This is a genomic window from Streptomyces sp. NPDC050211, from assembly GCF_040656035.1.
In the GTDB taxonomy this organism is placed as follows: domain Bacteria; phylum Actinomycetota; class Actinomycetes; order Streptomycetales; family Streptomycetaceae; genus Streptomyces.
The window spans coordinates 1-13521 of record NZ_JBFALC010000123.1 but is presented as its reverse complement, the minus strand read 5'-3'; the positions used below and the strand labels follow the sequence as shown (position 1 = coordinate 13521).

The window sequence follows — 13521 nt, the reverse complement described above, 5'->3', positions numbered from 1 at the left end:
CTCCCGGCCGGCAGCCGGGTGACCGTCCTGGTCGCCGCCGTCAACCGCGCCCCGCACACCGGCCCGCACACCGCGCCCTTGGGCCTGCCCGCCGACCTGCACTTCGCACTGTCCGCCCCGCTGATCAAGACGGTCGCCCGCGCCGCGCTGGGCGCCCTGGCCGCAGCCCTGCCCGGGCTGAGCCTCGGCGCGCAGCCGGTGACCCGGCCCTGCTCGCCGGTGCTGCACGCCCCCGCCCGCCTCCCGGCCGCCAAGAACACCGGCCGGCCCGGCCACCACGTACAAAGCCGCACCGGGGAGAGCCTGCCATGCGCGTCCTGATCACGTGCTTCGCGCACAACACCCACTACTACAACCTGGTGCCGCTGGCCTGGGCCCTGCGCACCGCCGGACACGAGGTCCGGGTGGCCAGCCAGCCCGCCCTCACCGAGGTCATCAACGGCTCCGGCCTGACCGCCGTACCCGTGGGAGACCTCGACTCCATCGTCGAGCTGATGACCCGCATCGGCGGCGACCCCACCCCCTACCAGCAGGGCCTCGACTTCGCCGAGACCCGCGACCAGCCGCTCGGCTGGGAGCACGCCCTGGGGCAGCAGACCATGATGACGGCCCTGTCGTTCGCGCCGCTGAACGGCGACACCACCATCGACGACCTCGTCGCCGTCGCCCGCGCCTGGCAGCCCGACCTGATCCTGTGGGAACCCTTCACCTACGCCGGCCCGATCGCCGCCCACGTCACCGGCGCCGCCCACGCCCGCCTCCTGTGGGGCCCGGACGTCGTCCTCAACGCCCGCCGCCAGTTCCTCGCGCTGCGCGAGGCCCAGCCCGAACAGCGGCGCGAGGACCCGATGGCCGACTGGCTGACCTGGACCCTGCAGCGGTTCGGCGTCACCCCCCACGCCGCCGCGATCGAGAAGATCATCGCCGGCCAGTGGAGCATCGACCCCGCCCCCGCGAGCCTCCGGCTGCCCGTGCCCGGCCACGAGACGGTGCCCATGCGGTTCGTGCCGTACAACGGCCCCTCCGTGATCCCCGACTGGCTGCACACCCCGCCCGCCCGGCGCCGCGTCTGCGTCACCCTCGGCGTCTCCGCCCGCGAGACCTTCGGCCGCGACGCCGTCCCCTTCGAGGACCTGCTGCACGCCCTGGGCGACGTCGACGCCGAGATCGTCGCCACCCTCGACGCCGGCCAGCTCAGCGACCGCGACAGCCTGCCCGGCAACATCCGCGCCGTGGACTTCGTGCCCATGGAGGCGCTGCTGCCCAGCTGCTCCGCGATCGTCCACCACGGCGGCGCGGGCACCGGATACACCGCCACCCTGGCGGGCGTGCCCCAGATCATCGTGGGCGCCCTGTGGGACGCCCCCCTCAAGGCCCGCCTGCACGCGGACGCCGGCGCGGGCATCGACCTGCCGCCGCACAAACTGGACGCCGCCGCCCTGCGTGATGCCGTCGTCCGCGCCCTGGAGGACCCCTCGCTCACCGCGGGCGCCCGCCGGCTGCGCGAGGAAACCCTCACCGACCCGGCACCGGCCCACCTGGTGCCCGTCCTGGAGCAGCTCACCGCCCGCCACCGCACCCAGCCCTGACCTGATCCGAGGAGACACGACGTGAGCACCCCCGACCTCCGCACGGGCCACGGCTACGCGGACGGCATCGCCCGGCTCTACGACCTGGTCCACCAGGGCAAGGGCAAGGACTACCGGCGCGAGGCCGCCGACCTGGCCGCCCTGATCACCTCCCGGGCACCCGGCGCGCGCAGCCTCCTCGACGTGGCCTGCGGCACCGGACTCCACCTCAAGCACCTCACCGGTCTCTTCGACCGCGTCGAGGGCCTCGAACTCTCCCCGGACATGCGGGAGATCGCCCTGCGCCGCAACCCCGGCGCCACCGTCCACCAGGGCGACATGCGCGACTTCGCGCTCGGCACCCGCTACGCGGCCGTCATCTGCATGTTCAGCTCCATCGGCCACATGAGCGGCCAGGCCGAACTCGACGCGGCCCTCGCCCGGTTCGCCGCCCACCTCGAGCCGGGCGGCGTCGTCGTGGTCGAACCCTGGTGGTTCCCGGACACGTTCACCCCCCACTTCGTCGGCGCCTCGATCGTCGAGGCCGAGGGCAAGACGATCTCCCGGGTCTCCCACTCCCGGCTGGCGGGCGACGCCACCGCGATCGACGTGCACTACCTCGTCGCCGAACCGGGCCGCGACATCGAGCACCTCTGCGAAAGCCACCTGATCACCCTGTTCGAGCGCTCCGCCTACGAGCGGGCCTTCGAACGTGCGGGCCTGGACGTCGAGTTCCAGCCGGGCGGCCCGTCCGGCCGGGGCCTCTTCCTCGGCGTCCGGCCGTCCTGACCGGCCCCGCGCCGCAGCTCGAGAGCGGCCCCACAACGGCCGGAGAAACGCTCGAGATCCGCCTCAGCCAGGGGCCGGAACGGCTCGGGCACGGCTCGGGCGCGGCTCGTGCCCGGCCGGATCCCGCCCTGGGCGCGGCCCGGCCCCCTCCGTATGACGCGACCGTCCCGTCCCCGGCGGCCGCACCCTGCGCCCGGCCCGGCGGGCGGCAACTGCGCAGCCCAGGCCCGGGGGAGGGGCGCGGCCCAGGTGCCGGGACCACCGCGCCGGCCGCCCCGCGCGGCCCCGGCCGGTGACCCGGCCACCGCCTTGCCCGTCCCGCGGCAGGGCCGCCCCAGACTCTTTGACCGCCCTGCCGGCCGACGTTACGTTCCCGGCCAGCCGACGATCTCCGCACGCGGGGAAAGCCGCACCTCCCGCACCGCCCGAACCGTGCCCCGAACTCCAGGAGCCCCCATGCCGTCCCGCAGGCCAGGGAGGCCGACACCCCGCCTCCGCACCAGACTCCGGCCCGAGGGACCGCGCCTGTTCGCCCTCGGCCGCACCGCACGGCTCCGGGCCGGCGGACGCCGCTTGCCTCCCGCACCACGCCAGCCCGGCGGACGGCGGCGCCCGGCCCGCACCTCGCGCACGCTGGCCGTGCTGGCCGTTCTGCTGTGCCACGCCGGGCTGCTCAGCGCGACGACCACCACCGCGGCCCCGGCCACCGAGGGCACCTGGCGGGTGCGTGACCTGGTCGCCCGGATGACGCTGGACGAGAAGCTGTCCTTCGTGCACTGGACCGCCGGCCCCGAAGGCGGCCCGCTCGCCCGCGGCGTGGGCTATCTGCCCGGCGTGCCGCGGCTGGGCATACCGCCGCTGCAGGCCTCCGACGGCCCGGCCGGTGTGCGCCTCAACGGCGCCCGCGCCACCGCCCTGCCCACCCCCACCGCGCTCGCGGCCACCTTCGACGACTCCCTCGCCCGGGCCTACGGCACGGTGCTGGGCCACGAGGGCCGCGCCCTGGGCCAGGACGTCGTCCTCGCCCCGATGGTCAACACCATCCGGGTGCCGCACGGCGGCCGCAACTTCGAGACGTTCAGCGAGGATCCGCTGGTCACCTCCCGCACCGCCGCCGCCGAGATCGAGGGCATCCAGGGGCAGGGGCTGATGGCCACCGTCAAGCACTTCGCAGGCAACAACCAGGAGACCGACCGCTTCACCGTCGACGCCGCCATCGACGAGCAGACCCTCCAGGAGATCGAACTGCCCGCGTTCCGCAGCGCCGTCGAGGCCGGCGCCGCCGCCGTGATGTGCGCCTACAACGGCGTCAACGGCACCCCCTCGTGCGGCCACGACCACCTGCTGCGGCAGATCCTGCGCGAGCAGTGGGGCTTTGAAGGCTGGGTGATGTCCGACTGGCTCGCCACCCACGCGACCGCCGACCTCACCCACGGTCTGGACCAGGAACTCGGCCTGGAGATGGGCAAGCCGACCGACCCGGTCCCCGACACCAAGTACTTCGGGGCCGCCCTGAAGGCCGCCGTCCAGGACGGCACCGTGCCCGAGAGCGCCCTGGACCGGGCCGTGGTCCGCATCCTGGGCCGGATGGAGCGCTTCGGCCTCCTTAACGCCGCACCGCGCCCCGCCCGCGACGCCGAGGCCGGCCGCACCACCGCCCGCCAGGTCGCCGAGAACGGCGCCGTCCTGCTGCGCAACTTGGCCACCGGCGGCCGCACGGCGCTGCCGCTCACCGGCAGCCGCGGCACCAGCGTCGCCGTGATCGGCGACAGCGCCCTGCGGCCCAAGGTCTCCGGCCTCGGCAGCGCCCATGTCGTCCCCGACACCGCCCAGGCCCCCGTCGACGCCCTGCGCGAGCGGGCCGGCTCCGGCGCCCGCCTCACCTACGAGCCCGGCATCGACCGGCTCGGCACCCCGCTGCCCGCCGAGAACCTCAGCCCCGCCTTCACCGGCGGCCGGCAGCTGGAGCCGGGCGGCGACCGCCCGTTCTACGAGGGCACGCTCACCGTGCCCGCCGACGGCGACTACCGCATCGGCATCCGCGTCGACGGCGGCCTGGCCGTCCTGCAGGTCGACGGGCAGAGCCCCGTCTACGCGGCCGACTCCTTCAGCGAGACCACCAGCACCGTCCTCAAGCTCACCAAGGGCACCCACAAGGTGCAGCTGAGCGGCTGGGCCTGGCCGGACCGGCCGCTGTCCGTCGACCTGACCTGGGTCACCCCCCAGCAGGCCGCAGCGAACCTGCGGCGGGCCGTGGCGGCCGCGGCCGCCGCCGAGACCGCCGTCGTCTTCGCCCAGGACGAGGGATCCGAGGGCTACGACCGCCCGTCGCTGTCCCTGCCCGACGGCCAGGACGCCCTCATCGCCGCGGTCGCGAAGGCCAACCCGAACACCGTCGTCGTCCTCAACACCGGCTCCTCGGTGCTGATGCCGTGGCTCGCCGACACCGCCGCCGTGCTGCAGATGTGGTACCCCGGCCAGGAGGGCGCCCGGGCCACCGCGTCCCTGCTGTACGGCGATGCCAACCCGAGCGGGAAACTCACCCAGACCTTCCCCGCCGCCGAGGACGCCCACCCGATGGCCGGCCACCCCGAGCGTTTCCCCGGCGTCGGCGGGAAGCAGGAATACAGCGAGGGCATCCACGTCGGCCACCGCTGGTACGAGAAGGAGGGCGTCAGCCCGCTGTTCCCCTTCGGGCACGGACTGTCGTACACCTCCTTCGCCTACCGCGACCTGGCCGTCAAGCGGACCGCCGCCGGCGCCGCCGTCTTTGTCACCGTGCGCAACACCGGTCAGCGCACCGGCAAGGAGGTCGTCCAGGTGTATCTCGGCCCCAGCCCGCTCGTCACCGCCCCGCAGGCCGTCGGCAAGCTCGCCGGCTACACCAAGGTGACCCTCGCCCCCGGCCAGGCCAAGCGGCTCACGGTGCCCCTCGACGCCCGCCAGCTCCAGTACTGGAACACGTCGAAGCATGCGTGGCAGGACGCGCCCGGCGCCCGCACCGTCCGCGTCGGCGCGTCCTCCTCGGACCTGCGCCTCACCGGCACCCTCGCCCCCTGAACCGACCGACCCCGACCCGACCCGCCACCCCCTGCGAGAGGAACTGCATGAGTGCCACCGAGCACCCGTCGGCCGGCCCCATCGGCCCGGCCGACGCCATCGACGCCACCGAGGACACCGGGCTGCGCCACGTCGCCGTCCTCTCCACCGAACTGCGCGACGTCGTCGAGGTCGAGCAGCGCCAGGTCCGCCTGGAGCGCGTGGTGCTGGTCGGCGTGTGGACCTCGGGCACGGTCGCCGAGGCCGAGAGCTCGCTCGCCGAACTCGCCGCCCTCGCCGAGACCGCTGGTGCCCTGGTCCTCGACGGCGTCATCCAGCGCCGCGACAAGCCCGACCCGGCGACCTACATCGGCTCGGGCAAGGCCCGCGAACTGCGCGACCTCGTCGTGGCCACCGGCGCCGACACCGTGGTCTGCGACGGCGAACTCAGCCCCAGCCAGCTCGTCCGCCTGGAGGAGGTCGTCCAGGTCAAGGTCGTCGACCGGACCGCGCTGATCCTCGACATCTTCGCCCAGCGGGCCGCCTCCAAGGAGGGCAAGGCACAGGTCGCCCTCGCGCAGATGCAGTACATGCTGCCGCGGCTGCGCGGCTGGGGCGCCTCGCTCTCCCGCCAGATGGGCGGCGGCGGCAGCGGGGGCGGCGGCATGGCCACCCGCGGCCCCGGCGAGACGAAGATCGAGACGGACCGGCGGCGGCTGCGCGACAAGATGGCCCGGATGCGCCGCGAGATCGAGGACATGAAGACCGGCCGCGACCTCAAGCGGCAGGAACGGCGCCGCAACCAGGTGCCCTCCGTCGCCCTCGTCGGCTACACCAACGCCGGCAAGTCCTCCCTGCTCAACCGGCTCACCGGCGCCGACGTGCATGTGCAGAACGCCCTGTTCGCCACCCTCGACCCGACGGTGCGCCGCACCCAGACCCCCGGCGGCCGGGTCCACACCCTCGCCGACACCGTCGGCTTCGTCCGCCATCTGCCGCACCAGCTGGTCGACGCGTTCCGCTCCACCCTGGAGGAGGTCGCCGAGGCGGACCTCATCCTGCATGTCGTGGACGGCTCGCATCCCGACCCCGAGTCCCAGATCGAGGCGGTGCGCGAGGTCGTCGGCGAGGTCGGCGGCGCCGGAGTACCCGAACTCGTCGTCCTCAACAAGGCGGACAAGACCCCGCCGGAGATGCTCGCCCGGCTGCGGGAGGCCGAGCCGGGCGCCATCGCCGTCTCCGCCCGCACCGGGGCCGGCGTCGAGGAACTGCTGGCCCGCATCGAGCGGGAACTGCCGCGCCCGGACACGCAGGTCGAGGTCCTCATCCCCTACGCCGAAGGACACCTGGTCGCCCGCGTCCACGCGCACGGCGAGGTCCTCGCCGAGTCCCACGAGGAGACCGGCACCCGGCTCAAGGCCCACGTCGACGCCCCGCTGGCCGCGGAACTCGCCCACTACACGGCCTGATCGGCCACGGCGCCCCCGGCCCGGGCGGGCCGGGGGCGCCGTCGTGCCCGGCGGCCGGATTCAGGGCCCGGCGGTGAACTCGCGGACCGAGGCGATCACATAGTCCAGCATCTCCTCGGTCAGACCGGGATAGACGCCGATCCAGAAGGTCTGGTCGGTGATCAGGTCGCTGTTCTTCAGGGGCTCGGCGATGCGGTGCGGCTTCTCCGCGTAGGCCGGGTGCCGGGTCAGGTTGCCGGCGAAGAAGCGGCGCGTGTTGATCCGGCGCGACTCCAGGAAGTCGACCAGGGCGGCGCGCGAGTAGGCGGCCGCCGGGTCGACGGTGATCAGGAACCCGAACCAGCTCGGGTCGCTGCCCGGTGTCGCCTCCGGCAGCAGCAGACCGGGCAGGCCCTCCAGGCCCTCGCGCAGCCGGCGCCAGTTGCGGCGGCGGGCGGCGCTGAACGCGTCGATGCGCTGCAGCTGGCTGAGCCCCAGTGCGGCCTGCAGGTCGGTCGCCTTCAGGTTGTAGCCCACGTGGGAGAAGATGTACTTGTGGTCGTAGCCGTGCGGCAGCTTCCCCATCTGCTGGTCGAAGCGCTTCATGCACCGGTTGTCCTCACCCGGTTCGCACCAGCAGTCCCGGCCCCAGTCGCGGAACGACTCCACGATCCGCGCCAGCGCCAGATTGCCCGTCAGGACGCAGCCGCCCTCGCCCATCGCGAGGTGGTGCGCGGGATAGAAACTGGTCGTCGACAGGTCCCCGAAGGAGCCGGTGCGCCGGCCCCGGTAGGTGGAGTCGACGGCGTCGCAGTTGTCCTCGACGAAGAACAGCTCGTGCTCCTCGGCGAGTTGGGCGACCTCCTCGACCTGGAAGGGGTTGCCCAGCGAGTGCGCGATCATGATCGCGCGGGTCTTCGGGCCGATCGCCGCGGCGATCCGCTCGGGCGTGGTGTTGTACGTGCCGAGCTCCACGTCCACGAACACCGGCACCAGGCCGTTGTGCAGGATCGGGCTGACGGTGGTGGGGAAGCCCGCGGCCACCGTGATCACCTCGTCGCCCGGCTTCAGCCGCCGCTCCTCCAGCTGCGGGGAGGTCAGGGACGTGAGGGCCAGCAGGTTGGCCGAGGAACCCGAGTTGGTCAGATGGGCCTTGCGGGTGCCGATGAACCGGGCGAAGTCCCGCTCGAAGCGGCGGGAGCTGACGCCGGCGGCGATCCGCAGGTCCAGCGCGGCGGACACCAGGGCGAGCCGGTCGTCCTCGCTGAGCACCGCGCCGGAGACCTGGACGGGGGAGACGCCGGGCACGAAGGGGCCGGGCTCCTTCTCCCGGTGGTATTCCCGGACGAGCTCCGCGATCCGTTCCTTGGTCTCGCCCATGGAAGTTCCCTTCTGATGACACCACCGACGTCACCGCGAGCGTAGGGACCGCCCCACTGGAAACCGCTAGAAAACGAGTTGACTTCATCGGATCATGAGGTAAAAAAGCTGAGGATCTATGGGAGGTAATGCGTGACTGATACGCAGGAGAACGACGCGGCCGAGAACGAGCCCGGGACCGGGACCGCGGCCGGGAACGAGCCCGAGACCGAGGCCAAGCGCAAGTTCCGCGAGGCCCTGGAGCGCAAGTCCCGTGTCGCCAGGTCCCAGCAGGCACACCAGGAGGGACGCCAGAAGATCAAGGGCCAGGGCGGCCCCAAGGGCCAGAGCCGGAATTTCCGCCGCAAGTCCGGGTGAGCCCCCTTCACCACCCCGCACAGCCCGCCGTGATCCCGCACACCGGATCACGGCGGTTTCTTTTCCGCCCCCCCTTTTTTTCTCGAGTACGGCTTGAGAATCCCTGGAGAAATGCTCGACGCGGCACGGGAATTCAGCCGGAAAGCCCCGGGCGGTCGCGGGACGTCCGGGCCGTCGGCCGAACCGTTTGCCCGCCCGCCCGGGCGGCTCTATGCTGACCCCCTAGTCAAACTTGACGAGTAAGACCGCACGACGGGAGCCCGCGTGACCCTGCCCGAGACCGGCTACACCCCCACCGCCGAGGAACGCGCCAGCCTCGACGCCTGGTTCGAGGAGTACGACGCGCACTGCACCAAGGCCGATGTCGAGCGGATGGCGCAGATGGCCGTCTTCCCCCTCAACCTGATCAGTGACGACTCCGCGGGCAACGGAAGGTCGGCACAGTGGGACCGCAGCCAGTTCGTCGAGACCATGAGCCACGTCATGGGGGACGGCACCGCGGAGGTCACCTTCGACAACACCCGCACCCCCGTCTTCCTCTCCCCGTCCATGGCCGTGGTCTTCACCCACTCCACCGTCACCACGGCCGAGAAGACCTACGACATGACCTACGCCGACATCCTGCTCCGCTCCAACGGCACCTGGGCCTTCCAGACCATGATCCAGTCCGGTTGGGGCGACAACCTCTGACCGGTCCCGCTGCCTGAGCACCGCGCGAGCCGCTGCGGGAGGCGGAGCCGCTCGCCAGGGTGCGCCTGCCGTACCGGGACGTCGCCGTGGACATCACCAAGACCTGGCCGACCCCCGAGACCCCCGAGATGCGGCCTCGGGGGTCGCCGCGTAAGCGGTCGTACCCGTCCGCCGAGCCCGCGCCGCCGCCGACCGGCACGAGGCCTTCCCTGCCGAGTCCTGCGGACTCTCACTGGCTACGGGCAACTCGCCGCCCTGCTCAGGACGGTGGCCGCACAGGACCTGACCACCGCGGTGGCGCACGCCGACACCGACCTGTTCGCCGGCATCACCCCACCACCCCCACGCCGGTGATCCCCCTCCCCGAGCCGTCAAGCACCACTCGCAAGGGGCTCAAGACCCGGCGGAGGCGCGTGGCCCGCCCCGCGGGCCTCCGGTTCACTGACGGCAGGCGACCACGAGTCCCGGCACCGCCCATGCCTTGCGGTCACCGCGGCCGAGCAGGATCCCGCCGCGCGACGCCCCCCACTGACAGGAGTTCCCAGCCGTGGCTACCTTCCTCTACAAACTGGGCCGTTTCGCCTTCCGGCGGCGATGGCCGATGGCGCTGCTGTGGGTGGTGATCCTCTGCGGTGCGGGCTTCGCCGCCTCCTCCGCGCCGACCCCGCCCGCCGACACCTTCTCCATGCCCGGCACGGAATCGCAGAAGGCCTTCGACCTGCTCGAGGAGAAGTTCCCGGACGCGAGCGCCGACGGCGCCAGCGCCCGTGTCGTGGTCCGCGCACCGGCGGGCGGGAAGATCTCCGCCCCGGAGCACAAGGCCCAGGTCGCCGCGCTGGTCGCACAGTTGAAGAAGGCCCCGCAAGTGGCCTCGGTGACCGACCCGTTCACGACGAAGTCGGTCAGCAAGGACGGCACCACCGCCTACGCCGTCGCCACCTACGAGGTCCCCGCCACCAAGGTCGACGACGCGGCGCACGACGCGCTCGACGCCGCCCTGGCCAAGGCCCGCGACGGCGGCCTGACCGCGCAGGCCGGCGGCGACGCCGTGAAGGTCGACGCCGCGGTGAGCGGCACCGGCGAGCAGATCGGCATCCTGATCTCCGCGCTGGTCCTGGTCCTCACCTTCGGCTCGGTGATCGCCGCCGGAATGCCGCTGCTCACCGCCCTCATCGGCGTCGGCGTCGGCATCTCGGCCATCACGGCGCTCGGCTCCACCCTCGGCCTGTCCAGCACCACCTCCACCCTGGCGATGATGCTCGGCCTCGCCGTCGGCATCGACTACGCCCTGTTCATCATCTCCCGCTACCGCGCCGAGCTCACCGAGGGCCGGGACCGCGCCGACGCCGCAGGGCGGGCGGTCGGCACCGCGGGCTCCGCGGTCGTCTTCGCCGGACTCACCGTCATCGTGGCCCTCGCGGGCCTGGCCGTGGTGAACATCCCGGTGCTCACCAAGATGGGCCTGACCGCCGCCGGCACCGTCGCCATCGCCGTCCTGGTCGCCCTCACCTTCGTGCCGGCGCTGCTCGGCTTCGCGCCCGTCAAGGTGCTGCGCCGCCGGGACCGCGCCCGGTTCGCCACCAAGCCGCTGTCGCAGCGCCGGCAGCGCAAGGCCGCCAAGCAGGCCGAGAAGGACGCCCGGCGCGGGCCCAACCTCGGCTCCCGCTGGGCCCGTTACGTGCTGCGCCACCCCGTGGCCGTGCTGCTGCTGGCCGTGGTGGGCCTGGGCGCGGTCGCCGTGCCCGCCGCGAGCCTGGAACTCGGCCTGCCCGGCGAGGGCACCATGGCCCCCGACACCACTCAGCGCCAGGCCTACGACATGCTCTCGGAGTCCTTCGGGGCCGGGTTCAACGGGCCGCTGATGGTCACCGTCGAGGGCCGGGACGCGGCCGCCGCGGCCGGCACCGTCGGCAAACAACTCGCCGCGCAGGACGGCGTCGCCACCGTCACCCCGGCCACGGTCAACGACGCCGGGGACACCGCGATCCTGAACGTCGTCCCGGCCACCGGCCCCACCGACGGCGCGACCGAGGACCTGGTGCGCCATCTGCGCTCCCTCGCCGACGGCTTCCAGGCCGACACCGGCGCCGAGGTCCTGGTCACCGGCCAGACCGCGATGTTCATCGACTTCTCCAAGACCCTCGACGACGCGCTGCTGCCCTATCTCGGCCTGGTCGTCGGCCTGGCGTTCCTGCTGCTGATGGTGGTCTTCCGCTCGGTCCTCGTGCCGCTCAAGGCGGCGCTGGGCTTCCTGCTGTCCGTGGCGGCGGCGCTCGGCGCGGTGGTGGCGGTCTTCCAATGGGGCTGGCTCGCCGACGTCTTCGGCGTCGAACAGCCGAGCCCGATCATGAGCACGATGCCGATCTTCATGATCGGTGTGGTCTTCGGCCTCGCCATGGACTACGAGGTGTTCCTGGTGACCCGCATGCGGGAGGCGTACGTCCACGGGGCGGTGCCCGCCGAGGCCGTCGTCACCGGGTTCCGCTACGGCGGCCGGGTGGTCGCCGCGGCCGCCGCCATCATGATCAGCGTGTTCTCCGGCTTCATCGTGGAGGACAACGACTTCGTCAAGATGATCGGCTTCGGCCTCGCGGTCGCGGTGCTCTTCGACGCCCTCATCGTCCGCATGGCGATCGTGCCCGCCCTGTTCGCCCTGCTCGGCGGCAGCGCCTGGTGGCTGCCGCGCTGGCTGGACCGGCTGCTTCCCAACCTCGACGTCGAGGGCGAGAAGCTCTCCCGCACGGCTCCGGCCGGGCGGGTGGCGCCGCCGCGCCGCGAACCCGAACTGGTCGACTAGCCACCCGTATCGACCGTGGTCAGGCCCGGCGGCCGGATGCCGCTGGGCCTTCCGCATGCGCCGCACGGGGGAGCGCTTGAGGAGTATTTGAAGGATGCTCCATCCGAGCCTCCAAGACTGTCCACAGCGAGTTCGGACGCGGACGGAAGCGGAGGCTTAAGATCATGACCGTCGAGTTGGCGAGCACCGCCGAACGCACGCTCCAGAGCCAGCAGTTCGCCGCCCTGTACGCGGAGGTGCAGCAGTTCTACGCGCACCAGATGCAGATCCTGGACGCGCACGACACCGAGCGCTGGGCGGGCACCTTCACCGAGGACGCCGTTCTCGAACTGCCCTCCCCGTCCGAGCCGGTGCGGGCCCGCGCCGGGCTCGCCCGCTACGTCCGCGCCGGCGCGGCCCGCCAGCGGCGGGCCGGCCGCCGCCTCAACCACTGGGTCGGCATGCTCGACGTCCAGCTCCAGGAGGACGGGTCGCTGCACACCCGCTGCTCGGCCCTGGTGTTCGTCACGCCCAGCGGAGGCACCTCCAAGGTCCTGTACGTGTGCGTCATGGAGGACGTCCTGGTCCGCAGCCGCGGCAAGTGGCGCACCGCGCACCGCCGGGTGACCCGCGACGACCTGGCCTGAACGCCCCGCGCCTGCGCGAGCGCCGGGAAACCGCTGCAGCTGAACTCGAAGTTCCGTCCTGTGCAAGGGACTTGAGTCCGTTCCGTGCCTAGAGTGGGCGGTGCACATCCCCTCCCTGTCCGCGCCCGCCTGCCGTCACTGACGCGGGCGGGCGCGTCGACGTAGGGGGAGGGGAGGTCACGGCAGGCCGGTGAACGCGGCGAAGACGTCGTCGAGTTCGCGGGTGTGCACGGTGAGCGACTCGGCGGTGAGCGCGGCCGCGTCGAGGACCGCGAGCACCGCCCGCAGGGTCTCGATGCCGGCGTCGCCGGGGATGTGCAGGGTCAGTGTCGCGGGGTCGCCCCACGCGTCGCCGAAGCCCGGGCCCGATCCGGCGCGGAAGGCGGCGCCGGCCCGTTCGAGCGCGGCCGCGTCGGCGAACCGCAGGCGGATGAGAGCACTGGGCGGCTCGTTGCGGGGCGGGCATAACTCGGGATCCTCGGGCTCGGGATCGCCGGCCCCGGTACGGCCGGCCGGCCGTACCGGCCCGCAGGACACCTCGTAGCCGGTCCCGTGCCCGGGGGCAGGGCCGCTCTCTAGCCCCCGGCTCACCGCACGGCGGTCGTTCTCGTGCGGCGGCGCGTCGGCCTCGGCCAGGCTGCTCAGCAGGACGAGCCGGGCCCCGGGCGCGCGGGCCGCGGCCGGACGGTCGGCGGGCTCCGCACCACCGGGAGAGGCCGCCCTCGCGCCGGAACCTCCCTGGCCGTGGGCACCGGCCCGGGCGGTGTGGCCGGGCAGTGGGCGGGCCGCGAGCCGGTCCGCCGCGGCCGCGCGGGCCTTCTCGTGGC

9 protein-coding genes and 2 pseudogenes are annotated in these 13521 nt (G+C 73.1%); 9 read left to right on the top strand and 2 right to left on the bottom strand.

The features are described from left to right. The 5 genes and pseudogenes from AB0I98_RS48315 to hflX form a co-directional block, all read left to right on the top strand. Window positions 1–321 (top strand): annotated as a pseudogene (locus AB0I98_RS48315) (hypothetical protein); the annotation flags it as partial. Then, the gene (locus AB0I98_RS48310; protein WP_362952657.1) at window positions 309–1589 is read left to right on the top strand and encodes an activator-dependent family glycosyltransferase; all 1281 of its coding nucleotides are present in this window, start codon (window positions 309–311) and stop codon (window positions 1587–1589) included. The pseudogene AB0I98_RS48315 and the gene AB0I98_RS48310, both read left to right, overlap by 13 nt. Before the next feature lie 21 nt (window positions 1590–1610). Then, the gene (locus AB0I98_RS48305; RefSeq protein ID WP_362952655.1) at window positions 1611–2357 is read left to right on the top strand and encodes a class I SAM-dependent methyltransferase; all 747 of its coding nucleotides are present in this window, start codon (window positions 1611–1613) and stop codon (window positions 2355–2357) included. A 456-nt stretch (window positions 2358–2813) separates the two neighbouring features. After that, window positions 2814–5417: a glycoside hydrolase family 3 C-terminal domain-containing protein gene (locus AB0I98_RS48300; RefSeq protein ID WP_362952653.1), complete on the top strand. Its 2604-nt coding sequence runs from the start codon at window positions 2814–2816 to the stop codon at window positions 5415–5417. Window positions 5418–5464: 47 nt separating this feature from the next. Then, window positions 5465–6865, top strand: coding sequence for a GTPase HflX (hflX, locus tag AB0I98_RS48295; protein WP_362952651.1), 1401 nt, complete (start codon window positions 5465–5467; stop codon window positions 6863–6865). Window positions 6866–6925: 60 nt separating this feature from the next. On the opposite strand, the gene rfbH is transcribed toward hflX, so the two are convergent. Next, the gene (gene rfbH / locus AB0I98_RS48290) at window positions 6926–8224 is read right to left on the bottom strand and encodes a lipopolysaccharide biosynthesis protein RfbH (protein WP_362952649.1); all 1299 of its coding nucleotides are present in this window, start codon (window positions 8222–8224) and stop codon (window positions 6926–6928) included. Window positions 8225–8356: 132 nt separating this feature from the next. Between rfbH and AB0I98_RS48285 the strand changes: the two genes are divergently transcribed. From AB0I98_RS48285 to AB0I98_RS48270, 4 genes are all read left to right on the top strand, one after another. After that, window positions 8357–8581, top strand: a complete 225-nt coding sequence (locus tag AB0I98_RS48285) for a DUF5302 domain-containing protein (RefSeq protein ID WP_362952647.1) — start codon at window positions 8357–8359, stop codon at window positions 8579–8581. Window positions 8582–8845: 264 nt separating this feature from the next. Then, a complete protein-coding gene (locus tag AB0I98_RS48280) occupies window positions 8846–9271 on the top strand; it encodes a nuclear transport factor 2 family protein (RefSeq protein WP_362952645.1) in 426 nt (141 codons plus the stop codon). A 547-nt stretch (window positions 9272–9818) separates the two neighbouring features. Continuing rightward, a complete protein-coding gene (locus tag AB0I98_RS48275; protein WP_362952643.1) occupies window positions 9819–12068 on the top strand; it encodes an MMPL family transporter in 2250 nt (749 codons plus the stop codon). A gap of 164 nt (window positions 12069–12232) precedes the next feature. Continuing rightward, window positions 12233–12694 (top strand): nuclear transport factor 2 family protein, encoded by a 462-nt coding sequence (locus AB0I98_RS48270; protein WP_362952641.1) that lies wholly within the window; start codon window positions 12233–12235, stop codon window positions 12692–12694. A 177-nt stretch (window positions 12695–12871) separates the two neighbouring features. Here the strand turns inward: AB0I98_RS48270 and AB0I98_RS48265 are convergent. Beyond that, window positions 12872–13521, bottom strand: a pseudogene (locus tag AB0I98_RS48265) (hypothetical protein); the annotation flags it as partial.